This window comes from Mesorhizobium sp. WSM4828, assembly GCF_055811175.1.
This window is the reverse complement of record NZ_JBVVQK010000008.1, coordinates 75,028-100,600: the sequence shown is the minus strand read 5'-3', so window position 1 is coordinate 100,600 and position 25,573 is coordinate 75,028. Positions and strand designations below refer to the sequence as shown.

17 protein-coding genes and 1 pseudogene are annotated in these 25,573 nt (G+C 63.1%); 9 read left to right on the top strand and 9 right to left on the bottom strand.

Annotated features, from left to right (window positions below; genetic code table 11):
- Positions 1 to 4: 4 nt before the first annotated feature.
- Positions 5 to 856 (top strand): transporter substrate-binding domain-containing protein, encoded by an 852-nt coding sequence (locus AC0L2X_RS11895; RefSeq protein WP_473556302.1) that lies wholly within the window; start codon positions 5 to 7, stop codon positions 854 to 856.
- Positions 857 to 870: 14 nt separating this feature from the next.
- Here AC0L2X_RS11895 and AC0L2X_RS11890 read toward each other — a convergent pair whose 3' ends face one another.
- A complete protein-coding gene (locus tag AC0L2X_RS11890; protein WP_473556305.1) occupies positions 871 to 1,281 on the bottom strand; it encodes a tellurite resistance TerB family protein in 411 nt (136 codons plus the stop codon).
- Positions 1,282 to 1,527: 246 nt separating this feature from the next.
- Between AC0L2X_RS11890 and AC0L2X_RS11885 the strand changes: the two genes are divergently transcribed.
- Positions 1,528 to 3,183, top strand: a complete 1,656-nt coding sequence (locus AC0L2X_RS11885; protein ID WP_473556307.1) for a lysine--tRNA ligase — start codon at positions 1,528 to 1,530, stop codon at positions 3,181 to 3,183.
- On the opposite strand, the gene AC0L2X_RS11880 is transcribed toward AC0L2X_RS11885, so the two are convergent.
- The 7 genes from AC0L2X_RS11880 to AC0L2X_RS11850 all read right to left on the bottom strand — a co-directional run bounded on the left by AC0L2X_RS11880 (position 3,146) and on the right by AC0L2X_RS11850 (position 12,096).
- On the bottom strand, positions 3,146 to 3,982 hold the full coding sequence (locus AC0L2X_RS11880; RefSeq protein WP_473556310.1) for a thermonuclease family protein: 837 nt from the start codon (positions 3,980 to 3,982) through the stop codon (positions 3,146 to 3,148). The two genes, AC0L2X_RS11885 and AC0L2X_RS11880, sit on opposite strands and share 38 nt — an antisense overlap.
- Before the next feature lie 11 nt (positions 3,983 to 3,993).
- A complete protein-coding gene (locus AC0L2X_RS11875) occupies positions 3,994 to 4,638 on the bottom strand; it encodes a S24 family peptidase (RefSeq protein ID WP_352488213.1) in 645 nt (214 codons plus the stop codon).
- 81 nt (positions 4,639 to 4,719) lie between these two features.
- Entirely contained in the window at positions 4,720 to 6,939 is a 2,220-nt protein-coding gene (locus tag AC0L2X_RS11870) for a 3-hydroxyacyl-CoA dehydrogenase NAD-binding domain-containing protein (RefSeq protein ID WP_473556312.1), read from the bottom strand.
- A gap of 12 nt (positions 6,940 to 6,951) precedes the next feature.
- Positions 6,952 to 8,160, bottom strand: a complete 1,209-nt coding sequence (locus AC0L2X_RS11865) for an acetyl-CoA C-acetyltransferase (protein WP_473556314.1) — start codon at positions 8,158 to 8,160, stop codon at positions 6,952 to 6,954.
- A gap of 31 nt (positions 8,161 to 8,191) precedes the next feature.
- Positions 8,192 to 9,361: an acyl-CoA dehydrogenase family protein gene (locus tag AC0L2X_RS11860; RefSeq protein ID WP_473556316.1), complete on the bottom strand. Its 1,170-nt coding sequence runs from the start codon at positions 9,359 to 9,361 to the stop codon at positions 8,192 to 8,194.
- A gap of 239 nt (positions 9,362 to 9,600) precedes the next feature.
- Positions 9,601 to 11,397, bottom strand: coding sequence for an acyl-CoA dehydrogenase (locus tag AC0L2X_RS11855; protein WP_473556318.1), 1,797 nt, complete (start codon positions 11,395 to 11,397; stop codon positions 9,601 to 9,603).
- 237 nt (positions 11,398 to 11,634) lie between these two features.
- The gene (locus tag AC0L2X_RS11850; protein ID WP_352488568.1) at positions 11,635 to 12,096 is read right to left on the bottom strand and encodes a MerR family transcriptional regulator; all 462 of its coding nucleotides are present in this window, start codon (positions 12,094 to 12,096) and stop codon (positions 11,635 to 11,637) included.
- 550 nt (positions 12,097 to 12,646) lie between these two features.
- On the opposite strand from AC0L2X_RS11850, the gene AC0L2X_RS11845 reads away from it, so the two are divergent.
- From AC0L2X_RS11845 to AC0L2X_RS11830, 4 genes are all read left to right on the top strand, one after another.
- Positions 12,647 to 16,507, top strand: coding sequence for a peptidoglycan-binding protein (locus AC0L2X_RS11845; protein ID WP_473556320.1), 3,861 nt, complete (start codon positions 12,647 to 12,649; stop codon positions 16,505 to 16,507).
- Between the two features lie 191 nt (positions 16,508 to 16,698).
- Complete coding sequence (locus tag AC0L2X_RS11840) at positions 16,699 to 17,622, top strand: sulfite exporter TauE/SafE family protein (protein WP_023676949.1); 924 nt, start codon at positions 16,699 to 16,701, stop codon at positions 17,620 to 17,622.
- Positions 17,622 to 18,413 carry a TIGR02186 family protein gene (locus AC0L2X_RS11835; RefSeq protein WP_352464879.1) on the top strand — a complete coding sequence of 264 codons (792 nt, stop codon included), beginning with the start codon at positions 17,622 to 17,624 and terminating at the stop codon, positions 18,411 to 18,413. The genes AC0L2X_RS11840 and AC0L2X_RS11835 overlap by 1 nt, the downstream gene beginning before the upstream one ends.
- Positions 18,414 to 18,519: 106 nt before the next feature.
- The gene (locus tag AC0L2X_RS11830; RefSeq protein WP_473556323.1) at positions 18,520 to 19,776 is read left to right on the top strand and encodes an Hsp70 family protein; all 1,257 of its coding nucleotides are present in this window, start codon (positions 18,520 to 18,522) and stop codon (positions 19,774 to 19,776) included.
- A 5-nt stretch (positions 19,777 to 19,781) separates the two neighbouring features.
- Here the strand turns inward: AC0L2X_RS11830 and AC0L2X_RS11825 are convergent, their stop codons facing one another.
- Positions 19,782 to 20,684, bottom strand: coding sequence for a LysR substrate-binding domain-containing protein (locus AC0L2X_RS11825; RefSeq protein WP_473556324.1), 903 nt, complete (start codon positions 20,682 to 20,684; stop codon positions 19,782 to 19,784).
- A gap of 281 nt (positions 20,685 to 20,965) precedes the next feature.
- On the opposite strand from AC0L2X_RS11825, the pseudogene AC0L2X_RS11820 reads away from it, so the two are divergent.
- From AC0L2X_RS11820 to AC0L2X_RS11810, 3 genes and pseudogenes are all read left to right on the top strand, one after another.
- Positions 20,966 to 23,895: pseudogene (locus AC0L2X_RS11820) on the top strand (molybdopterin oxidoreductase family protein).
- Positions 23,892 to 24,626, top strand: coding sequence for a 4Fe-4S dicluster domain-containing protein (locus AC0L2X_RS11815; protein WP_473556329.1), 735 nt, complete (start codon positions 23,892 to 23,894; stop codon positions 24,624 to 24,626). Before AC0L2X_RS11820 ends, AC0L2X_RS11815 begins: the two are co-directional and overlap by 4 nt.
- Positions 24,627 to 24,636: 10 nt before the next feature.
- Positions 24,637 to 25,572 carry a dimethyl sulfoxide reductase anchor subunit family protein gene (locus tag AC0L2X_RS11810; RefSeq protein WP_473556331.1) on the top strand — a complete coding sequence of 312 codons (936 nt, stop codon included), beginning with the start codon at positions 24,637 to 24,639 and terminating at the stop codon, positions 25,570 to 25,572.
- The last annotated feature ends 1 nt before the right edge of the window (position 25,573 follow it).

Sequence of the window (25,573 nt, the reverse complement as noted above, 5' to 3'; positions counted from 1 at the left end):
TCGCGTGGCGTTTCGGCGCATATCCATTTCATTGATCTCGATACTGATCGGAGCGCAATTGCTTGCGGCTGCTGCGCCCGCCGCGGAGCCGCAGGTGCCGGTGTTTTGGGACGCCAAGGAGCGGCTGCCAAAGCCGGACCTTTCGATGCTGCCGCGGCTGCGTTTCCTGACCACCACGGATTTCCCGCCGTTCAATTTCCTCGATGGGGCAGGCCGGCTGTCGGGCTTCCATGTCGACCTGGCGCGCGCCATCTGCGCCGAGCTCGGCATTGCCGAAAAATGCCAGATCCAGGCGCTGCCCTGGGCCGAGCTCGAAGGTGCGCTCGGGAAAGGCGAAGGCGAAGCGATCATCGCCGGCATCGCCGCGACGCCGGAGTCGCGGTCGAAATACGCGTTTTCACGCTCCTACCTGCAATTTCCGGCGCGCTTCATCATGCTGAAGACAAAGGCACTGACCGAACCAATGTTCGACAGGCTGCGCAGCAAGCGTGTCGGCGTGATCGCCGGCTCCGCGCATGAGCGGATACTGCGCGACTATTTCGGCGACGTCCAAATCGTCCCCTTCGCAAAGCCGGAGGAGCTTTATGGCGAGCTGAAAGCCGGCAAGATCGACGCCGCCTTCGGCGACGGCATGCGCTTCGCCTTCTGGCTCGGCGGATCCGATGCGGCGGGCTGCTGCCGCTTTGCCGGCGGCCCCTATCTGGCGCCCGAATATCTCGGCTCAGGCATGGCGATCGCCACCAGGGCCGACGATCCGGCACTGGCCGCCGCTTTCGACTACGCGCTGCAGGAAATTTCGGTGAAAGGAACGTTCGCCGAGTTCTATCTGCGCTATTTTCCGGTCAGCTTTTTCTGAGCTTGGCTGCCGGCTCAGGTCAGCGTGCGAAGGCGGGCCTTGGCGGCTCGCGCAATGGCGGCGACCGTCAGCGCATCGAGGTCGAGTGCCCGGCGGACGAGCTGCAGCACGCGCACCTCCTCCAGGCGCATCTCGAGATCGACGGCTGCGACCTCGAAGGCGGCCGCATAGGCGGTGTCACGCAGGCGTTCGGGCAGCGCCTCGGCGACACGCGCCAGGACGCCCTCCAGCCCGTCCTTTTCCTGCAGCATTTTCTGGCAGGCCTGGGCGACTTCGACCAGCCGCTCCTGGTTGAAATCCTCAAACACCGGCCAGGATCGAACGACGTCGCCGATCCGCGCCAGTTCGACGTCGGTCATGTCGCGGTCTGACGCCGAGGTGATGACCATCAGGTAGATCATGGCTTCGTGTGGCGACAATGGCATTTACAACTCCTTGAGATGGTCCCGAAGTTAGGAACGAGGGACCGGCGCCGCAAGGAAAAACAGCCGCGATCGTTGGCGCTCCGGTCACACCTTGGAACTTGATCCATCCTGACTATCGGGACGGGGGCTCTTAATCTTCTTGCCTGATCACGGTCCTGCCCGGAAACCGGGTTCCACTTTTCGGGATCATGGTCTAGAGCATGCGGCTGCCAGCATGGATGCCGGCAAAGTTGCAGGAATAGCATCATGGCCGAACAACAGCCGATCGATCTCAGCCCGGAAGTCCTCACCGCCGCCGCCGAAAGCAAGGCGTGGCCATTCGAGGAAGCGAAAAAGATCGTCGCCCGTTACGCGAGCAGCGGCTACCCGGAAACGGTGCTGTTTGAGACCGGCTACGGCCCGTCGGGGCTGCCGCATATAGGCACGTTCGGCGAGGTGGCGCGCACGTCTATGGTGCGCCACGCCTTCCGCGTGCTGACCGAAGACAAGGTCAAGACGCGGCTGCTGTGCTTCTCCGACGACATGGACGGATTGCGCAAGGTGCCGGACAATGTGCCTAACAAGGACATGCTGCGCGCCTATCTCGGCAAGCCGCTGACCAGGATACCGGACCCTTTCTCCAATGAGTATCCGTCGTTCGGCGCCGCCAATAACGCACGGCTGCGCGCTTTCCTCGACCGTTTCGGCTTCGATTACGAATTCGCTTCCTCGACCGACTATTACACTTCCGGCCGCTTCGACGCGACGCTGCTCAAGATGCTCGAGCGCTTCGATAAGGTGATGGCAATCATGCTGCCGTCGCTGCGCGAGGAGCGGGCGCTGAGCTATTCGCCCTTCCTGCCGATCCATCCCAAGACCGGCATCGTCATGCAAGTCGCGATCGACGAGCGCAAGCTCGATGCCGGCACCATCGTGTGGCGCGACCCTGACACCGACGAGCGCTTCGAGACGCCGGTGACCGGCGGTCATGCCAAGCTGCAATGGAAGCCCGATTGGGCGATGCGCTGGGCAGCGCTCGGCGTCGATTACGAGATGTCCGGCAAGGATCTGATCGATTCCGTCAAGCTCGCCGGGCAGATTTGCCGCGCGCTCGATGCTCCGGCACCGGAGGGCTTCAATTATGAGCTGTTCCTCGACGAGCATGGCCAGAAGATCTCGAAGTCGAAGGGCAATGGGCTGACCATCGACGAGTGGCTGACTTACGCGCCGACCGAGAGCCTTAGCCTTTATATGTTCCAGCGCCCGCGAACCGCGAAGAAGCTTTATTTCGACGTCATCCCGAAGGCGGTAGACGAATATTACACGTTCCTCTCTGCCTATCAGAGGCAGGACTGGAAGGAGCGGCTGGGCAATCCGGTCTGGCACATGCATGACGGCAATCCCCCGGCAGTCGACCTGCCGGTGCCGTTCTCGCTGCTGCTCAACCTGGTCAGCGCCTCGAATGCCCAAAACAGGAGCGTGCTGTGGGGTTTCATTTCGCGCCACGCGCCGGGTGTGACGCCGACGACGCATCCCGAGCTCGACCGACTGGCCGAATATGCCATCCGCTATTTCGACGATTTCGTGAAGCCGGCCAAAGTGTACCGTGCTGCCGACACGGTCGAGCGCGAGGCGCTGACCAAGCTTTCGGAAGCTCTCGCCGCGCTGCCGGCTGATGCCGACAGCGAGGCGATCCAGAACGCTGCCCTCAATGTTGCGCGCAAGATCGAGCGCTACCAGGATCATTCCAAGCAGAGCCCGGAGGGCGGACCCGGTGTCTCCGTCGCCTTCTTCCAGATGATCTATCAGGTGCTGATAGGTCAGGAACGCGGGCCGCGCTTCGGCTCCTTCGCCGCGCTCTACGGCATCGCCGAAACGCGCGAGCTCATTCAGCGGGCGCTGGCTGGTCAGCTGGCGGCATGAGGACGCCGTCCTGCTCTTCCAGGATCGAGCTCGGCGCTACAGGCGCGGATCGCGACGCAGCCGGAAGCGGCGGCAGGCCTGAAACGCTCGGCGCCGGCCCGAAGACGCCTTTCTTTGCTGCACGCGCCTTCTCGCCGGCTTCTACGTAAGCGCCGCCCTTGGCGGCGCGCGCCCAGCCGTTTTCGACCAGCCATTGGCCGATATCCTGGTTGCCGATCCGGCACTCGGCGGCGATCAGATCACGGCCGCCTTCGGGCGGCACGGCACAGACCACCGCACGACTACGCAGAAAGGCGCGGAAGGCCGTTCGCGCCTGGATGCCGCAATTCCAGGATTTGCCGCCGTCGGTGCAAGTCTCCTCCTGCTTGACGATGTCGATACCGGAAACTGCAATCGAATAGCCCTTTGCCTCGATGAGCCCGGCGGCCGGCGCAACAGGCTGGAACAGTTTCGTGCCTTTCCAGTCGTCGGGCATTTTCGTTTTTGGCGGCTTGGGCGGTCCGGCCAATGCCAGATCGCTCAACGGGGCGCGCGGCTCTATCCGTTCAAGCTCGTTGGAACCGAGCTGCGGCGGCACCACAATTTCTGGATCGATTGCCCTCGAATGCGCCGCCTGCTTGGCCGGCTCTGATTTGGGGATAGCCGACGTAGCCGGCGCGACGGGCTGCGGTTCAGCGCTGACCTGGATTTGCTTCCAGGGGCCGCCGCTTTCGCTCTGGACGGCGCGGCCGCCGGCGACAATTGCCGTGGCCATCGCGGGGATCGCCAGAACAGCCAAGGCAAGGTGAGGCAGACGCACCGGCCCCGCGCCTACTGGCTTGCCCAGACAATCCGCGCCACCCATTCGACATCGCGCATGGGGATGTCGCGGTCCGGGTGATCGGGATTGAGGGAGACCAGCGCGATCGACCTCGGTGTCTGGCGGTCGAGCACCTTGGCCATCACCTCGCCGGCATTGGTCTTGACGACGACGCGATCGCCCTTTCGTATGGCAGCCCCCGGCTCGACGATCAGGACATCGCCATTGCGATAGAGCGGCAGCATGGAATCGCCCTGGACCTTCAAGGCATAGGAGGTTTCGGTTGCCCTCGCCGGAAGCTCGATCAGGTCCCATCCCTGCCCCGCCGGAAACCCAGCGTCGTCGAAGAAGCCACCGGCGCCCGCCTGGGCGAAGCCGAGCAGCGGCACCGACGATCTCTGCACGGGCAGTGCGCCGGAATTACCCCGACCCTCGACCAGCCCCGCAAATTCATCCAGCGAGGCGCCGGTCGCCTCGATGATCTTGGCCAGCGATTCGGTCGACGGCCAACGCGGCCGCCCATCCGAGGACAGCCGCTTCGATTTGTTGAAGGCGGTCGAGTCGAGGCCAGCGCGCCTGGCCAGTCCGGAGGCCGAAAGCGAATAACGCTCGGCAAGAGCGTCGATGGCGGCCCAAACGCGGTCGTGCGAGAGCACCTTGCTCTCCTTCGAAACAGGAAAAAATACCTTCCCTGTTCTACCCCTCGGCCGCCATCTTGTCCACCGCCGAAGACGGCGTCACGCTGCCTCCTTGGCCTCGTCCCTGGTATAGGGATCGAAGCGCTCGTAGAAGGTCTCGCCCTTCTCGGCCATATCGAGCAGCAGCTTCGGCGCCCTGAACTCGGTGCCGTATTTCTTCTGCAGGCGCTTGGAGAGTTTCACGAATTTCTTCGCGCCGATGCCGTCGATGTAGGACAGTGCACCGCCTGTATAGGGCGCGAAGCCGAAGGCCAGGATCGAGCCGACATCGGCCTCGCGTGGGTCGGTAACGATGCCCTCTTCCATCACCCGTACCGCCTCAAGCGCGATGGTGACCAGCAGCCGCTGCTTCAGTTCCTCATAATCGACCTGCTCCGGCGCCAGCTGCGGGTAGAGATCCCTGAGGCCTGGCCACAGCTTCTTCTTGGCCGGTTTTGCCGGATAGTCATAGAAGCCCTTGCCGTTCTTGCGGCCCAAGCGACCATGCGTGTCGACCATCGTGTTGACCAGCGCCATCTGCTTCGGATCGACCGCCTTGTCGCCGAGGTCGCGCATGGTCTGCTTCATGATCTTCTGGGCAAGGTCGATCGCCGTCTCGTCGGTCAACGCCAAAGGGCCGACCGGCATGCCGGCGGCCTTGGCCGCGTTCTCGATCATTGGCGCCGGAACACCTTCGATCAGCATCTTGTAGGCTTCCGACATGTAGCGCAGCACGCAGCGATTGACATAGAAACCGCGCGTATCGTTGACGACGATCGGCGTCTTCTTGACGGCGCGGACAAAGTCGATCGCGGTGGCCAGCGCCTTGTCGCCGGTCTTCTTGCCGAGGATGATCTCGACCAGCATCATCTTGTCGACCGGCGAGAAGAAGTGGATGCCGATGAAATTCTTCGGCCGCGCCGAATTCCTGGCCAGCGATGTAATCGGTATGGTCGACGTATTCGAGGCGAAGATCGCCGACGGTTTGAGTACAGCCTCGGCCTGTTCGGTGGCACCCTTCTTTACGGCCGAATCTTCGAATACCGCCTCGACCACAAGATCGCAGCCGGCGAGATCCGCATAGTCGGCCGTCGGCGTGATTAGCGACAGCAACTGATCCTTGTCCTGCGGCTTGGCACGGCCCTTCTTCACCTGATCCGAGATCAGGTTGTCGGAATGCGCCTTGCCCTTGGCGGCGGACTCCATGTCGCGGTCGAGCAGCACCACCGGAATGCCCGCCTTGGCCGTCACATAGGCTATACCGGCGCCCATGAAGCCGGCGCCGAGTACGCCGATCTTCTTGAACTTCGTTTCCGGTACTCCGGCCGGGCGGCGCGCGCCCTTGTTCAGTTCCTGCAGCGACACGAACAGCGAACGGATCATCGCCGCCGCTTCCCTGGTCTGCATGATCTCGGTGAAGTAGCGTTGCTCGATCCGCAAGGCGGTGTCGAATGGCACCAGCAAGCCCTCGTAGACGCATTTCAGGATGGCGGCAGCGGCGGGATAATTGCCATAGGTCTCGCGGCGCAGGATGGCGATGGCCGGCGGCCACAGATTGGCACCGGCCATCGAATAGATCGGAGCGCCGGGCAGCTTGAAGCCTTTTTCGTCCCAGGGCGCCACCGGCTTCAAGCCGTTCCTGATCATCGCCTTGGCGGTTTCGACCAGTTTGTCCGGCTCGGCAATCTCATGGATCAGGCCCATCGACTTGGCCTTCTGAGGCGACAGCGTCTGGCCGGACGTCAGCATTTGCAGCGCCTGCTGCTGATCGGTCAGCCGTGGCACGCGCTGGGTGCCGCCGGCGCCCGGAAAAATGCCGATCTTCACTTCGGGAAGCGCCATCCTCACGTTGTCGGAATCGGCCGCGACACGGCCATGGCAGGCGAGCGACAATTCGAACGCGCCACCCATGCAGGTGCCGTTGATCGCCGAAACCCACGGCTTGCCCGAGGTTTCCAGGTTACGGAACAGGCCATTCATGGTGCCCGCATTGTCGAACAACGCCTTGGTCGCCTTCTCCGGGTCCTTCGCCTTGTCGGCGGCGAAGGCCGCCAGCATCTTCTGCAGCATGGTGATGTCGGCGCCGCCCGAGAACGTATCCTTGCCGGAGGTGATGACCGCGCCCTTTATCGCTGCATCGCTCGCCACATTGTCGACGATGGCGTTCAGTTCGAGCATCACCTCCTCGGTGAAGACGTTCATCGAACGGTCCGGCATGTCCCAGGTGACCAGCGCAATGCCATCGGCGTCGATGTCGAGGGTGAAATTGGTGTAGCTCATCATCTCTCTCCGTCAGACGCGTTCGATGATCGTTGCAGTGCCCATGCCGGCGCCGATGCAAAGCGTCACCAGCGCGGTGTTGAGGTCGCGGCGTTCCAATTCGTCCAGCACCGTACCGAAGATCATCGCACCGGTGGCGCCGAGCGGATGGCCCATGGCTATGGCACCACCATTGACGTTGATCCGGTCATGCGGAATGTCGAAAGCCTGCATGTAGCGCAGCACCACCGAAGCGAAGGCCTCGTTGAGCTCGAACAGGTCGATGTCCGACAGCTTCATCTTCGCCCGCTTCAACAGCTTCTCGGTGACGTCGACGGGGCCGGTCAGCATCAGCACCGGTTCGGAGCCGATGTTGGCGAACGCACGGATGCGCGCGCGCGGCTTGAGGCCGAGCGTCTTTCCCGCCTTTTTCGAGCCGAGCAGCACGGCCGCCGCGCCGTCGACGATGCCGGAGGAATTGCCGGCATGGTGGACGTGGTTGATCTCTTCCACCTCGGGATGCTTCTGCACGGCGACGGCATCGAAGCCGCCCATTTCGCCGGGCATGACAAAGGACGGATTGAGCGCGGCCAGCGACTGCATGTCGGTCGAAGGCCGCATGTGTTCGTCGTGGTCGAGGATGGTCAGGCCGTTCTGGTCCTTGACCGAGATCACCGAATTCTTGAACCGGCCCTCGCCCCACGCCTTGGCAGCACGCTTCTGGCTCTCGACCGCATAGGCATCGACGTCGTCGCGCGAAAACCCGTATTTGGTGGCGATCAGATCGGCCGAGATGCCTTGCGGCACGAACCAGCCGGGCAGGCCGACCGACGGGTCCATGAACCAGGCACCGCCGGAGGCGCCCATGCCGACGCGCGACATCGATTCGACGCCACCGGCAATCACGATCTCGTCGGCGCCTTGCGCGATTTTGGCGGCGCCGAAATTGATAGCGTCGAGGCCCGAGGCGCAGAAGCGCGATATCTGCATGCCAGGCGCCTTGGTGTCGTAGCCGGCCTCGAAAGCAGCGGCACGTGGAATGACCGCACCCGCCTCGCCAACCGGATCGACACAACCGAAGATGATGTCGTCAACAGCGGCGGTGTTCAGTCCGTTGCGGTCGCGGATGGCCTCGAGCACCTTGGCGCCGAGCCGCACCGCCGGCACTTCGTGCAGCGAGCCATCCTTCTTGCCTCTGCCGCGCGGCGTGCGTACGGCGTCATAGACATAAGCTTCGGCCATTTTCCTGCTCCTTGGGTTTGCTGAAACTCGCTCAGAGCGAGCGCCCGATCAGCAATTTCATGATCTCGTTGGTGCCGCCGTAGATGCGCTGGACGCGGGCGTCGCGGAACATCCGCGCAATCGGATATTCATTCATGTAGCCATAGCCGCCATGCAATTGAAGGCATTCGTCAACGACTTTTCCCTGCAGGTCTGACAGCCAGTATTTGGCCATAGACGCCGTCACCGGGTCGAGGCCACCGTTAATGTGGCGGGCAACGCAGTCATTATAGAAGACGCGGCCGATGGTCGCCTCGGTCTTCAATTCGGCAAGCTTGAACTGGGTGTTCTGGAATTCGATGATGGCCTTGCCGAAGGCCTTGCGCTCCTTGACGTAGTCGATGGTAAGCGCCAGAGCCCGCTCGACCATGGCGATAGCAGTGGTGCCGATCTGCAGCCGCTCCTGCGGCAATTGTTGCATCAACTGGACGAAGCCCTGGCCTTCGTCGTCGCCGAGCAGGTTCGAGGTCGGCACACGTACGTCGTTGAAGAACAGTTCCGACGTGTCGTTGGCCTTGAGGCCGATCTTGTCGAGGTTACGGCCGCGCTCGAAACCCTCCACCTCGTCGGTCTCGACGACGATCAGCGAGATGCCCTTGGCGCCCTTCTCAGGATCGGTCTTGGTAACGACGATGATGAAATTGGCGAGCTGGCCGTTGGTGATAAAGGTCTTCGAGCCGTTGAGCTTGTACCGGTTGCCGTCCTTTTCGGCGCGCGTCCTGACGCCTTGAAGGTCGGACCCCGCACCCGGCTCGGTCATGGCGATGGCGCCGATCAGCTCGCCGGTCGCCAGCCTCGGCAGCCACTTCTTCTTCTGCTCCTCCGAGCCGTAATGGAGGATGTAGGGGGCGACGATCGAATTGTGCAGGCCAATGCCGAACCCGTCGACGCCGACATGGCCGATCGCCTCGATGATGGCGCTCTCATGCGCGAAGGTGCCGCCCGATCCGCCATATTCCTCCGGCATAGAAGCGCAGAGCAGGCCGGCAGCACCCGCCTTCAGCCAGCTTTCGCGGTCGACCATCTCGTTCTTCTCGAACTCGTCGTAACGCGGCGCGATCTCTTCCGACATGAAGCGGTGCGCCATGTCGTAAAGCATGCCGACTTCGTCCGCCGCCCAGGCGGGCTTCGGAAGGCCAAGGATTTCGGCGGGGTGGGTCATGTCTTCTCCCTCGCGCCGACGTTCCCCTCCCCCTCGAGGGGAGGGTGGCCGCGAAGCGGCCAGGTGGGGTCGCCGATGACGTGCTCGACCTTATCTTTTACAACCTGCGCCATGTCCCACGGCATTGCGATCGTTTTCCTCCCAAGGCATGCACCAGAATGGAGGTCGGCGCACTGCACGCAGGACCCCTCCCGGCCCTTCGGGCCACCCTCCCCTCAAGGAGGAGGGGAACGCCGAACCTAGAACGCTTCCGCCGGCAGTGCCATCAATGTATCGGCACCGCTGGAGATGCGGGCAAGATGCGCCGACGTCTCCGGCATGATCCGCTCTATGAAGAAGCGCGCCGTCACCAGCTTGTTGTCGTAGAAAGACGAAGCGCCGTCGGCGCCATCAGCCAATTTCGCTGCGGCCACCTTGGCCATCCGGGCCCACATATAGCCCAGCGCCACCAGGCCGAAGAGATGCATGTAGTCGGTCGAGGCGGCACCGGCATTGTCGGGCTTGGCCATGCCGTTCTGCACCAGCCACATCGTCGCCGCCTCCAGATCGTTGAGGCCCCTCTTCAGCGCCTTGGTGAAGGGCGCCATCTTCTCGTCGGTGCGGTTCTCCTCGCAGAACTCGCCGACTTCCCTAAAGAAGGCCTGCACCGCGCGACCACCATTCAAGGCCAGCTTGCGGCCGACGAGGTCGAGCGCCTGGATGCCGTTGGCACCCTCATAGATCATGGCGATGCGCGCATCGCGGACGAACTGGCTCATGCCGTGCTCTTCTATGTAGCCGTGGCCGCCGAAGACCTGCTGCGCCATTACCGCATGATCGAACCCCTTGTCGGTGAGCACGCCCTTGACCACCGGCGTCATCAGGCCGGTATAGTCGTCTGCGACCTGGCGATCTTTGTCGTCACCGGAGCGGTGAGCGATGTCGGACTTGATCGCCGTCCACAGTGCCAGCGCGCGGCCGGCCTCGTTGAACGCCTTCATGGTCATCAGGCTGCGGCGGATGTCCGCATGGACGATGATCGGATCGGCCTTCCTGTCCGGCGCCTTCGGTCCTGACAGCGAGCGGCCCTGCAGACGATCCTTGGCGTAGGAAACCGCATTCTGATAGGCGACCTCCGATAGCGAGAGCCCCTGCAGGCCGACGCCAAGCCGCGCCTCATTCATCATGGTGAACATTGCTTTCAGCCCGCCATTGGCCTCGCCGAGCAGCGTGCCTTCAGCGTCGTCGTAATTCATCACGCAGGTCGAGTTGCCATGGATACCCATCTTCTCCTCGACCGAGCCACAGGAGACGGTGTTCTTCTCGCCCGGATTGCCTGAGGCATCGAGCTTGAGCTTCGGCACTATGAACAGCGAGATGCCCTTCACGCCATCCGGCGCGCCCTCGATACGGGCCAGCACGAGGTGGACGATATTGTCCGACATGTCATGCTCGCCGGCCGAGATGAAGATCTTCTGGCCGGAGATCCTGTAGGTGCCGTCGCCATTTGGGACGGCCTTGGTGCGCAGCAGGCCAAGATCGGTTCCGCAGTGCGGCTCGGTCAGGTTCATGGTGCCGGTCCAGGCGCCCTCGACCAGCTTCGGCAACCATGTTGCCTTCTGCTCTTTGGTGCCATGGGTGATGATCGCAGCGATCGCGCCTTGCGTCAGGCCGGCATACATCATCAGCGACATATTGGCCGACACCATATATTCGGCGACCGCGGTGTGCACCGCGTAGGGCAAGCCTTGCCCGCCAAACTCGACAGGTGCGGCGAGCCCCATCCAGCCGCCTTCGCGATACTGGTCGAAAGCTTCCTTGAAGCCTTTCGGCGTCGTTACCGAACCGTCGTCATGGCGCACGCAGCCTTCCACATCGCCGACACGGTTCAGCGGTTGCATAACGTTTTCGGCGAGCTTCGCGCCCTCGGCAAGGATGGCCTCGAGCACATCCGGCGTCGCGTCGGAAAATCCGGGAAGATTGGAATAGCGCTGATATCCCAGCACTTCGTTCAGCACGAACAGCGTGTCCCGGACCGGCGCTCTGTAGATCGGCATGCGTTTCCTCCACCATGCGGTCTTGGCCCCGAACTCAGCCCCAGCATATGAGGATGGCAGACGGACCAACGTTACGGCCGAGATAACAAATATTGACGTTTGCGTAAACGTCAATTCTGCGGTGCGGCAAATTTTCTCCCGCGCGCCAAGGCGGCAAACGGCGAAGGACGGTAAACGACGAAGAACCGCGCAGCGAAAGCCACGCGGTTCTCATTCGCCGGAAATCTAAAGCTTAGTTTAGCTCGCCACGCTGGCCTGCGGCGTCGAGCGCTCGACCAGCATTTGCCGGACGGTCGTCATCGAAGCACTCAGTTCGCTGATGGCATCGTCGATCAGCGCCCGCTGCTTCTGCAGACGGGCAAGCTGCTTCTCCGACTTGTCGAGCGCCAGCCGCAACTGCTTGGTGTTGGAGCCGTTCGGATCATAGAGGTCCATCATCTGCTTGACGTCACGCAGCGAGAACCCGACCTTGCGGCCAAGCAGGATCAGCTTCAGCCGGGCCCTGTCGCGGCGTGTATAGAGACGGGTCGATCCGTCGCGCTGCGGGTTGAGCAGACCCTTGTCCTCATAGAAACGCAGCGTACGCAGCGTCACTCCGTATTTCTTGGCCATTTCGCCGATGCGGACAAGCTCTTCACCGGCTTCGCTCGACATATCGTTGGTGTTGGCCGCGGCCTGGCCGGGCGAAATAAGTTTCATGGTCACTGGCTTTCCCCGTCTGGTGGCGTCGCGGTCGCGGACCTTGCGTCGCCTGAGTGAAAGCGGGGGCGTGCTTCCACTCGTGGTTTCAACAAACAAATCGCAAACGGCGTAATCCGCTCATTTACGTTTACGTCAATTCTATATCGATAGCCGCCTCACCACGCAAGAGCGTTCTAGTCTTGCAACTTTATGCCGCAGCACCAGCGGATAGCCCAAAAATCGCGGTCGACTTCGGAAAGAACCCTGCGGCAGATCAAAATTCTACAGCGTCCTTTCTGCGTCCAAAGGGACACGCGACGCCGTCGGCAGTCAGGCGACAAAGTTGCAACTTCTTAAGCTTGGTTAACGCGTTGTTTACCACGTTGGGGCGAAATGTGCGCATGTCGGTTGCCCGTGTCTATCCTGTATTGAATTTTTCACGGTTTTTCGGAGCGCGGATGAGACCCGGGAAGCTCGTCTTCCACTGCAACAAGCCAAGCAGTCGCCTTCGTCCCGGCTGGACTTTGGGAACCTGGTGAAAGCCAGCAATTCTGAAACGGGCGCATTGATGAACAGCAAGCGGTCCTACCTCGATACACTCAACGCCGGCAGGCAACGCCGGCCGCACACGACGCTTGAAGAGCTCAACCGCTCCCTGGAAACGCTGGAGCAGCGACTGGAGCGGACGCGCGAGGAAACGGCAAGCCACCCCGATCCGCGCCGACCAGCGGCAGAACCGCGCTATCCCAGCGCCCAGCCCTATGGCCAGCAGCGCCGGTATGAGGATCCACGCGCGCAGCGGCCGAAAGGCCCAGCAGCGGCTTTCGACCAGAATTACCAGGCGATCGCCCGCGATATAGACCGGGTGCGCGGCCAGGAGGACGGCGTCGCCCTAGCTGGCAAGATCGCCGGGGAATTGCGCGGCCTGCGCGAAGAGTTGCGCCAGCAGATGACCTCCGGCCTGCAACGCGAGTTCGAGGTACTGCGCAAGAATATTGAGCGAGCCTTCCAGTCAAATGGCGGCGGCAAAGGCAGCGCCGAACTCAACGTCGAATTCGAGCGGCTTTCCGGCGCCATCCAGACGCTGGCCGAAAAAAGCGACGACAGAAGCGTCAATATGCTGCGGCTCGAGCTTGAGCAGGTCAAGGCCGCGCTCGATACGCTGGCGCGCGAGGAGAGCGTGCAGGCGGTCGGACGCCGCTGGGACGATTTCGACCGCCGCTGGAACGCCTTCGAGGACCGCGTCGAGGCCGATCAGCGCAAGCGTTCCGATGCACCCGGCCTGTCGGCGCTGACGGAGCGGCTCGAACAGATCAGCAATGCCGTCAGCAATCTGCCGGAGTCGCTGTCGCTGCGCTCGCTCGAGGAAAAGGTCCGCACGCTTGCGGGAGCGGTCGACCATTTCGCCCGCCAGCAGGACAATCGCGGCGGCGACACATTCAGTCAGATCGACGAGCGGCTCGACGAGATTTCCCGCGCGATCGTCGCCTCGACGGTTGCCGCGCAAGCCAATTCGTTCGACCCCGAGCCCTTCGAACGCATCGAGAAGCGGATCGATTCACTGGCCCAACAAATCGAAGAAGTGTCGCAGGATCGTCCGGGCCGGGAGGTCGTCGATCGTCTCAACACATTGTCGAGCCGCGTGGATGAGCTGGCCGGCCGAGCCAATCTGCCGGAACAGGCGATGGAGCGCCTTGCCAGGCAAGTCGCGCTTATTGCCGACAAGATCGACCACGCACCTGCCATGCCCGACGCGGACTACATCTTCCAGGGGCTCGAGCAGCGCTTCGACGTGCTGTCCAGCATGATGGAACGTCGCCAGGGCGACGCCATCGAACAAGGCAACATGCTGTTTCGCGACCTTGAGCGCCGGTTGGACGAGGTCGCCGACAGGCTGGACCAGCGCATGCCGCAGGTCGACAGCGCCGGCATCATGGATGCCATCGATGCCCGCTTCACCGCGCTGGCCAAGCGGATGGAGACGCGCGTTCCGGATCCTGCCAACGAGGCGGCGATCCGTGGCCTGGAGACCCGGCTCGAAGACATCTCAAGCCGGCTGGATTCGTCCGCGGCACAGGTCGCCAGCATCGACCCGGCGTTGATCCGCAGCCTTGAAGCGCAGGTCGCCGGCCTGACGGCGCATCTTTCCAGGCCCGGCACGCCGCTGCCGGAATTCGACGACATCAGCCCGCGTCTCAACGAAATCGAGAAGTCGCTGGCCGGAACCCGCGATTCCATCCTCGGCGCGGCACGCGAGGCGGCTGAGAGCGCCGTCCGCTCGCTGGCCGGATCAAGCGCGAACACGGCGGCCGTTACCGGCCTCGCCCAGGACCTGAAGACGCTCGAGGCACTGACGCGCCGTTCGGATGAGCGCAATTCGAGGACGTTCGAGGCTATCCACGATACGCTGCTCAAGATCGTTGACAGGCTTGGTTCACTGGAGACCGGCGAACCGGCAAGCGCGGAATTGAGCAAGCGCTTCGGCCGGGCATCCAAGATCTCGGTGCAGGACGCACCGTCGATGGACCTCGACCAGCCGCTGCCGTTGACGGGCAGCATGGCCGATCTCGACGGCCGCGCCGCGGCGCTCGCGCGCGACGAGCCAGGTCCGCGTACGCCGGCTGAGGCCGCCGCAGCAGCAGCCCTGGCGGCTCTCGGTTCAGACACGACGCGTGAAAAAACCGAGCAAGGCGGCGGCAGGAAATCGATGTTAGGCGGGCTGGCGCGCGCCTTGAAGGGCAAGAAGGAGGCCGAGATGCCGCCGCTTGCAGGCTCGGCGCCGAGCGCCGAGATACCGAGCGTCGATCTCGACGAGCCCCTCGACCCCAAGCTCGCCAACCGGCCACTGGAACCGGGCTCCGGCGCACCCGACCTCAGCGCCATCATGAAGCGCGTGCGCGACGAGCGCGGGCAGCCGGCCCGGGAAGGCGGCGCCGAGGCGGCGAAATCGGACTTCATCGCGGCAGCCAGACGGGCTGCGCAAGCGGCGGCCGCCGAGGCGGACGCCCTCAAGCGCCAGTCGACGATGAAAGGCCCGGTCAAGGCACTCAGGATCGGCGACCTGCTCAAGGCGCGGCGCAAGCCGATCCTGATGGGGGCAATCGCCATCATGCTGGCGCTTGCCGGCCTGCAACTGGGCAAAGCCTTTTTCTCCGACCCGGTCGAAGTCGCCAACGATGAGGCGGTACCCGCCGTGGCCGTACAGCCGGTGGAAACCGCATTGGCCAGCGTTGCCAGCCAGCCGAAGGCGGACGCGCAGACGACAACACAGGAGAGCGCGCCCTCGCCCACCGTCAGGCAGGCAGAGCCATCCGCATCAATGACCAAGGACGACACGGCGGCGCAAACCGGCCCCGCCACACCGGCAACCGAGGCATCGACGGCGCCCTCGGCTTCCGCGGTGTCCGCTGATCTGGCGGCGCCAGACACCACGGCCGCAGTGCCCGCGCCGGCAGCGACGACGGTCAGCGACGCCGAGCCAATGGCTGCCGCGCCTGCTACCACCACCGCTGCTGCGCAGGACACGACCGGCACGGTGCCGCTAGCGGATGCTGTCGCGGCAGGCGTTGCCAAGATCGACGTTCCGGCCGATGCCGGTCCGGCCGCCCTGCGCGATGCAGCGGCCGGCGGCGACGCCAAGGCGCTGTTCGAGATCGGCTCGCGCTACGCCGAGTCGCGCGGCGTCAAGGAAGACATGGCGGCGGCGGCCAAATGGTATGAGAAAGCTGCCGAACTCGGTTTCGCACCGGCAGAATACCGCATCGGCAATTTCTACGAGAAGGGCATCGGCGTCGCACGCGACATCAAGAAAGCGAAGACCTGGTACCAGCTTGCCGCAGAGCAGGGCAATGCCAGCGCCATGCACAATCTGGCCGTGCTGTTTGCGATGGCGGCGGATGGGGTGACCGACAATGAAGCGGCCGCGCGCTGGTTCCAGGCGGCGGCGGATCTCGGTGTCAAGGACAGCCAGTTCAATCTCGGCATTCTCGCGGCAAAGGGCGTCGGCATGAAGCAGAACCTCGAGGAGAGCTACAAATGGTTCGCGCTCGTCGCCAAGACCGGCGACAAGGATGCGGCGGCCAAGCGCGACGAGATCGCCAAGGCACTGAGGCCCGAGCAGCTGGAGCGTGCGCGGGCCGCGGCTGAACTGTGGAAGGCCAAGCCGCTCGATCCAGCTGCCAATTCGGCCGACATTCCTGAATCGTGGCAGGACGGCACACCACAGACAACCGCCGGCATCGATATGAAGAAAGCGGTCCAGAACATCCAGCGCATTCTCAACAAGAACGGCTACGAGGCCGGCAATCCCGACGGCATGATGGGCCAGAAAACCAAGAACGCGATCATGGCCTTCCAGGCCGACAACGATATGAAGGCAACCGGCGCGATCGACGAAAAGCTGGTCAAGGCGCTGCTCGCGCGTAAATAACGGCAGATGCGTCGTTTCCGCGACGCCCTTGCCACAGATTTGCCTGTTAACTGATTGAGTTGTTTTTTGTTTCGGCGGCGCGGCGAAGTTTGACTTGACCGCCCGGCCGGCGCAAGAACGAAATAGTCTTTTGGCGCAAGATGCCCGCAACGGTTGCATTCGCCAGGAGGCAAACTGATCGAGACTGACGGGTGGGCATCTATCTCCCGATCGCGGAAATTTCCGTCAACATCTTCGTACTGCTGGCCATGGGTGCGGCGGTAGGTTTCCTGTCGGGCATGTTCGGCGTGGGCGGCGGCTTTCTCATTACGCCGCTGCTGATCTTCTACAACATACCGCCGGCAATCGCGGTCGCCACCGGCGCCAACCAGGTCATCGCTTCCTCCTTCTCCGGCGCCCTGTCGCACATGAAGCGCGGCACGCTCGACTTCAAGCTCGGCGGCGTGCTTTTAGCCGGCGGCATCGTCGGCTCGACCGGTGGTATCTATGTCTTTGCGCTCCTGCGCCGGCTCGGCCAGCTCGACCTGTTCATCTCGCTGCTCTACGTCGTGCTGCTCGGCACCGTCGGCGGACTGATGCTGGTCGAGAGTGTCAATGCACTGCGCGCCACTCGCAGCGGCGCCGCACCGGTATTGAAGAAATCCGGCCAGCACAACTGGATCCATCGTTTGCCGCTAAAGATGCGGTTCAGGGCCTCGAAGCTCTTCGTCAGCGTCATTCCGGTGCTTGGGCTAGGCGCGGCGATCGGCTTCCTGTCCTCGATCATGGGCGTCGGCGGCGGCTTCATCATGGTGCCGGCCCTGATCTACCTTTTGAAAGTGCCGACCAACGTCGTCATCGGCACCTCGCTGTTTCAGATCATCTTCACCTCGGCCTACACCACGCTGGTCCACGCCACCACCAATCAGACGGTCGACGTCATGCTCGCCTTCCTGTTGATGGCAGGCGGCGTCGCCGGCGCGCAATATGGCGCCAAGGCTGGTCAGAGGCTGCGGGGCGAGCAACTCAGGGCGCTGCTGGCGCTGCTGGTGCTGGCGGTAGCCATCCGGCTTGCCATCGATCTTTTCGTCACGCCGCCCAATCTCTATTCGCTGTCCGGCGTGGGCCTGAGCTGATGGCTGGCTTGAGGACGCTCGCGGCCGCCGCCTTGCTGTCGCTGCTGGCCATTGCGCCACCGGCGAAGGCGCAGACGCCATTAACCGAAAACATCCAGATCGGCCTTTCCACCGACAATGTCTCGATTACCGCCGGCTTTTCCGGCGCCGACCTGACCATCTTCGGCTCGCTGGAAAATGCGGATCCGCTTGTCGCGCGGCAAGGGCGCTACGACGTGATCGTCGTGCTGGAAGGCCCGGCCCGACCGGTCGTCGTGCGCCGCAAGGACCGGGTGCTCGGCGTCTGGGTCAATCTGGAGTCGGAGACCTTCAAAAACGTACCCGTCTCCTATTCGGTGGCGACGACGCGGCCGCTGCAGGACGTCACCGATCCGAACAGCTACAAGCAGCTGTCGCTTGGCGCCTCCAATCTCTATTTGCAGCCGGCCGACGCCGAGGACAGTCCGGCGACGATCGAGGAGTTCACCGCCGCGCTGCGCGAACGCAAGGCGGCGACAGGCCTCTACAGCGAGAATGTCGGCGGCGTGCAGTTCCTGTCGCAGAACCTATTCCGCGCCACCGTCAGGCTCGCCCCAAACGTTCCGGTCGGCACCCACAAGGCCCGCGCCTTCCTGTTCAAGAGCGGCCTGTTCATCAAGGAAAGCTCCGCCCAGCTCGAAATCCGCAAGTCCGGTTTCGAACAGTCGATCTTCCGTGTCGCGCACGACTATTCCTTCCTCTACGGTGTCTTTGCCGTTTCGCTGGCCATGCTGACCGGCTGGCTCGGAAGACTGGTCTTCAGGAAAGACTGAACTCGTAAAAGTGGTTTCCCTTTCCGAGGGTATGGGTTAGACCGCGACCCCCGGCCCGACCGGACACGAGCTGCTGCTCCCCAAATCAGAAATACAGGAACGCACGATGCGACCAGCATTTGCCGGGATCGACTTCGGCACTTCAAATTCCACCGTGAGCGTGGTCAGGAACGGGCAGCCGCGGCTGGTGGCGTTGGAAGACGGCCAGGTCACGCTGCCCAGTGCGGTGTTTTTCAATTTCGAGGACAACCGCACCTATTTCGGGCGACGCGCCATCGCCAACTATACGGACAGTATCGAAGGCCGCCTGATGCGCTCGCTGAAGAGCGTGCTCGGCAGCTCGCTCGCTCACGAAAAGACGCGCGTCAAGGCGCGCTCGATCGGCTTCATGGAAATTGTCGGCCTATTTGTCGGCCACTTGAAAAAGAAGCTCGAAGAAAACGCCTTCGACACCGTCGAAAGCGTCGTGCTCGGACGGCCGGTGCAGTTCGTCGACGACGACGCCGGGGCCGACGCCGAGGCCGAGCACGAACTCGAAAACGCCGCTCGCGCCCAAGGCTTCAAGCACATCGCCTTCCAATTCGAGCCGATCGCAGCGGCACTCGATTACGAACAGAAGGTGACGCGCGAGGAACTGGCGCTGATCGTGGACATGGGCGGCGGCACGTCCGATTTCTCGATCGTGCGGGTTTCGCCCGAGCGCGCCCGCTCGCTCGACCGCAAAGACGACATCCTGGCCAGCCGTGGCATCCACATCGGCGGCACCGATTTCGACCGGTTGCTGAGCATCGCCCATGTGATGCCTCAGCTCGGCTATCTGACGCCGACCAAGGACGGCAAGCGCAATCTGCCGGCGAGCTACTTCATCGACCTGGCGACATGGCAGCGCATCAACCTGGTCTACACGGCAAGGGCGATGACGCATCTGCGCCAGATCCGCTACGAGGCGGAGCGCGCAGACCTGGTCGAGCGCTTCATCCACATCGTCGAGCATCGTTACGGCCACGCGTTGGCGGCGCTGGTCGAAAGGGCCAAGATCGAGCTGACGGACCGATCGTCGGCCAATATCGAGGTCGCGCTACCGGAGGTGAGATTCATGGCAGAGATCACGCGCGAAGGTCTCGAAGCCACTATCGCTCGGGATATTGAGCGCGTTGCAGCTACCGTCGAGCAGACCGTCTGCGACGCGCAGGTGAAGCCCTCCGACATCACGGCGGTGTTCCTGACCGGCGGATCGACTGCGATCCCGCTGGCCAGGCAGCAGATCCTGGCTCTGGTGCCGCAGGCGTCGGTAATCGAAGGCGATGTGTTCGGCTCGGTCGGGCTTGGGCTGGCGCTCGACGCGCAGCGGAAGTTCCGCTGATCGGCTTAAAGCGGCGCGGCTCTCTCGGCTTTGCCGCCGAGATGCGCCTTGAGCGCCATCTGGGCCAGGCTTGGCTGCCGGTCGCGATGCGTGATCATGGCAAATTCGCGTTTCGGCAGATCGATCGGCACGGAACGCAGGCTGCCTTCGGCGACCGCGCGCGCGACGACGAGTTCCGAAATGATGCTGGCGCCGGCGCCGGCCTCGACTGCCTGGCGAATCGCCTCATTGCTCGGCAATACCAGGAATATCTGCAGGTCCGCGAACGAAATCCCGTCGCGTCGGGCAAGGTCCTCCAGCGCCTCGCGCGTGCCCGACCCGCCTTCGCGAATGATCCAGCGAAGCCCGCCAAGGTCGGGATGTCCAGGCGAAACTTCCGCGATCTCTGGGTGCGAGCGCGCCACGACCAGCATCATGCGATCGATATCGACCTTGGCACGCCGCAAAATGTCGGATTCGGTGCGCCCCTCGACCAGGCCAAAATCGGCTGCGCCATCAAGTACATTGGTCTCGACCTGCCTGGTGTTGCCAATGTTCACGCTCAGCCTGACGGCAGGATAGGCTTCGTGGAAAGAGGCAAGCCGGCGCGGCAGCCAATAGCTGGCGATGGTCTGGCTGGCAGCGATCGAGAGACTGCCTGATATCGTCTGCGAGACATGCTCCAGCACATTGTGGGCGGCCGCAGCCCGCTCGAGGACCGCCTTGGCCTCGGGCAAGAATCGGCGTCCGGTCTCGGCGAGCTCGATATTGCGGCCCACTCGGTTGAACAACTGGACGCCGTGCTGCTGTTCGAGCGAGCGGATGGCGGCGGACGCGGCCGACTGTGAAATGCCTAACAAGTCGGCCGCTTTGGTCATGTGCGCCCGTTCGGCGACGGCGACGAAGATCCGCAATTGGTCCAGAGTCATGCCGGCATTAAGAAGCAAATCCGATTAGAATTACAAGAGCAAGTTGTTAGACAGATTGATTGCTTTGTTCTAAATTTTCGCTCGAAATTGGAAAAAAGTCGCGCCAGAACAGTCGAGGGTAGAAATTTGGTGAGGCTGTTCAAATCCGTGTTCACGCACTGGTCCCGCAGTCTGCGGTGGCGGCTCGTCGGTGAACGCTATCGTCCGGAACAGCATTACATGCGCGGGCCAGGCCCGAAGACGAGAGCCAAGGCCGCGGAACGCAAAAACATCGCCGGATCATGACAAACAAACCGCTGCGCGGCGCCAACTCAGCACCATCCCAACGGCCGCTTGCCGATACGCGCGCGCCCGCTGAAGGCGACGGCGTCGATACTTCGCCCGATGTCTCCGATAGCGTCGCCAAGACGACCTGCTATATGTGCGCCTGCCGCTGCGGCATCGACGTCCATATCAAGGACGGCAAGGTCCGCTACATCAACGGCAACAAGGATCACCCGGTCAACCGCGGCGTGCTGTGCGGCAAGGGCAGCGCCGGCATCATGCAGCATTACAGCCCGGCCCGGCTGAAGAAGCCGTTACTGCGCACCGGTCCGCGCGGCTCGGGTGAGTTCCGCGAAATCGAGTGGGAGGAAGCCTTGTCGATCGCGACAGAACGGCTTTCGAACATCCGCCGAACCGATCCGAAGAAACTCGCCTTCTTCACCGGGCGCGACCAGTCGCAATCGCTGACCGGCTGGTGGGCGAGCCAGTTCGGCACGCCGAACTTTGCCGCCCATGGCGGCTTCTGCTCGGTCAATATGGCGGCCGGCGGCCTCTACACGATTGGCGGCTCGTTCTGGGAGTTCGGCGAACCCGATTGGGACAACACCAAATATTTCATGCTGTTCGGGGTTGCCGAGGATCATGATTCCAATCCGATCAAGATCGGCCTCGGCAAGCTCAAGGCGCGCGGCGCCAAGGTGGTCTCGATCAACCCCTGCCGCACCGGCTACAACGCGATTGCCGACGACTGGGTCGGCATCCGGCCCGGCACCGACGGCCTGTTCGTATTCGCCCTCATCCATGAATTGCTGAAGGCTGGCCGCGTCGATCTCGAGTACCTCTTGCGCTACACCAACGCCCACATCCTAATCGTTCAGGAGCCTGGAGCTGTCGATGACGGGCTGTTCATGCGCAATAGCGACGGCAATCCGCTGGCTTGGGACAGGGTGGCGAAGATGCCTGTCGATGCCAGCGATGCCGACGCGAAGCCCGCATTGACCGGCGGCTTTCTCGTCGACGGCCGCCGTTGCGTGCCGGTCTTCCAACTCGTCGCCGACCGCTATCTGGATGAGAGCTATTCACCGGACGCCGTCGCTGACCGGTGCGGCATCTCCGCCGACACCATCCGACGCATTGCCGCAGAACTCGCTCATGTCGCCTTCGAACAGCAAATTGAATTGCCGGTGGCCTGGACGGATTGGGCCGGCCGCCGGCACGAGACCATCAAGGGCCGCCCGGTGTCGATGCATGCGATGCGTGGCATCTCGGCCCATTCGAACGGTTTTCAGTCTTGCCGCGCCATTCATCTGCTTCAGGTGCTTCTCGGCACGGTGGACGTGCCGGGCGGCTTCCGCTTCAAGCCTCCCTATCCGCGGTCCGCGCCGCCGGGCCCCAAACCAGCCGGCAAGAATGTGAAGCCAATGACGGCGCTCGAGGGCATGCCGCTCGGCTTCGTCTGCGGACCGGAGGACCTGCTGGTCGATGAAGGCGGCAAGCCCATTCGTATCGACAAGGCCTACTCCTGGGATGCGCCGCTTGCAGCACACGGCCTCATGCACACGGTCATCCGTAACGCCTGGGCCGGCGATCCCTACACGATCGACACACTATTCATGTACATGTCGAACATGGCCTGGAACTCGTCGATGAACACGGTCGAGACGATGGCGATGCTGACCGATGTGGATGCATCGGGTGAGTACAAGATCCCGTTCATCATCTATTCCGACGCTTATTATTCAGAGACCGTGCCTTTTGCCGATCTGGTGCTGCCGGATACGACCTATCTCGAGCGTCATGACTGTATCAGTCTGCTCGACCGGCCGATCAGCCACGCCGACGGGCCGGGCGACGCCATCCGCCATCCCGTGGTCGAGCCGGACCGCGACGTCAGGCCGTTCCAGTCGGTGCTGATCGAGCTCGGCGCGCGGCTCGGCCTACCCGGTTTCGTCGACGACGATGGCGCCGCCAAATATCGCGACTATGCCGACTACATCGTCAATCACGAGCGCACGCCAGGTGTCGGTCCGCTCGCCGGCTGGCGCGGAAAGGACGGGACCTCGGTCGGCAAGGGCGAGGTCAATCCCGACCAGTTGCAGCGCTACATCGATAATGGCGGCTTCTGGCACCAGGATTTCGCCGCCGATCAGCGCTACTACAAAATGGCCAACCGCTCGTATCTCGAATTCGCCGAGAGCATGGGCTTCATCCCGAAGGCCGAGCCGATCGTGTTCCAGCTCTATTCCGAGCCGATGCAGCGCTTTCGCCTCGCGGCGCGCGGCCATGGCGGGGTGCTGCCGCCGAAGGCAGAGCGCAGCCGCATCGAGACCTATATGGATCCGCTGCCGTTCTGGTACGCGCCCTTCGAAGAGGCTGCGGTCGATAGCCAAGCCTATCCGCTGCACGCGCTGACGCAGCGGCCGATGCACATGTACCATTCCTGGGGCGGGCAGAACGCCTGGTTGAGACAGATCACCAGCCAGAATCGGCTGTTCGTGCACCAGCGGACCGCCGCCGGCCTCAGGCTTGTCGATGACGACTGGGTGTGGATCGAGAGCATCAACGGCAAAGTCAAGGGGCAGATCAGGCTGATCGACGGCGTCAACGCCGATACGGTGTGGACCTGGAACGCCATCGGCAAACGGCGCGGCAGCTGGGGGCTCAAGGATGACGCGGCCGAATCCAATCGCGGCTTCCTGCTCAACCACATCATCGGCGACAGACCTCCGCCGATACCAGCGGCAAACGCTATTCGAATTCCGATCCGGTGACCGGCCAGGCGGCGTGGTTCGACCTGCGCGTGCGCATCGTCAAATGCGCGCCCGAAGAAGCTGGCTTCACCGAACCGCAGTTCGAGCGGTTCCGGCAGCCGCCGGGCTTCGAGCCCTCGCCCGACAAACTCAGTTTCGGCGCCGAATTTCGCCGGGAAAGAGAAGCTGCCGAATGACCTGCCTTCCCGCCCATACCGACAAGAAGCTCGGCCTTGTCATCGATCTCGACACCTGCGTCGGCTGCCAGGCCTGCGTTACCGCCTGCAAAGAATGGAACACCGGCGGCCATATGGCGCCGCTAACCGACATCGACCCCTATGGCGGCAATGCCGACGGCGTCTGGTTCAACCGCGTGCACAGTTATGAGCACATGACGGAGATGGGCGGACGCACGGTGAACTTCCCGCGCTCCTGCCTGCACTGCGAGACACCGGCGTGCGTCACGGTCTGCCCGACCGGCGCCTCCTACAAACGGGCGTCGGACGGCATCGTGCTGGTCGACGAGGACAAGTGCATCGGCTGTAAATTGTGCAGCTGGGCCTGTCCCTACGGAGCGCGCGAATTCGACACCGATGTTGGCGTGATGAAGAAATGCACGTTGTGCGTCGACCGCATCTACAACGACAATCTGGCGGAAGAAGATCGTGTGCCGGCCTGCGTCGCCGCCTGTCCGACCAGCGCGCGGCATTTCGGCGATCTGGGCGATCCGGAATCGGCTATCTCACAATTGGTGGCCGAGCGCGGTGGCGTCGACCTGATGCCGGAGATGGGCTACAAGCCGACCAACAAATATCTGCCGCCACGTGCCCACACCTCTCGCGCCGTATCGGTCTCCGCCCCGGGGCTAGAAGCGGTGCGGGCGGAAGGCGGCTTCCTCGGCTGGGTCGACCGCATGCTTTCGAACTGACCCGCGTCTCATGCATCCAGCATTCTCGGTCGTCTTTTTCACCACCGCCACGGGCGCCGGTTACGGCCTGCTCGCGCTGCTTGGCGTGCTCGCCGGACAGGGCTTTATCCCGCCCGATTTCTGGCTTGGCCTCATCGGCATGGGATTGGCGCTTGGCCTGATCTCGGCAGGCCTGCTGTCGTCAGCCGGCCATCTCGGCCGGCCCGAACGCGCCTGGCGTGCCTTCTCGCAATGGCGAAGCTCATGGCTGTCGCGCGAAGGCGTGGCGTCCGTCGTCACCTTCGTGCCGGCGGGACTGTTCGGCATCGGCTGGGTGGTCCTCGGCCGTACGAGCGGCTGGGTGGCTGTCGCCGGGCTGCTCGCTGCCATCGGCGCGGCCGCCACCGTCTGCACCACCGGCATGATCTACGCGTCGTTGAAGCCTATCGCCCAATGGCACAGCCGCTTCACCCTGCCCGGCTATCTGATCTTTTCGGCGATGACCGGCAGCGTACTGCTCAACGCCCTGCTGCAGGGATTTGCCGCAGGCTCGAGTGCGCTTCTGGTGGCTGCCCTGTTGCTGACTGCGCTCGGCTGGGGTTTGAAGCTGGCGACCTGGCGATACAATGACAGGCTGGAGATCCCGACCAATGCCAACACCGCAACCGGGCTCGCCGGCGGCACGGTGCGGTCGATCGAGTGGCCGCATACGGAAGAAAACTATCTGCTCAAGGAAATGGGTTTTCGCATCGCGCGCAAGCACAGCGCTAAACTCCGCCAGATCACGCAGGTGCTGGCCTTTGCTTTGCCCGCGTTGCTGCTGGTCGCGGCGTTCGCCTTGCCGTGGCCCTATGCGGCAGCACTGTCGATACTCGCCGCAATCGCCCAACTCGCCGGAATGCTGGTCGAGCGCTGGCTGTTCTTCGCCGAGGCCAAGCACACCGTCACTTTGTACTACGGCAGGTAGG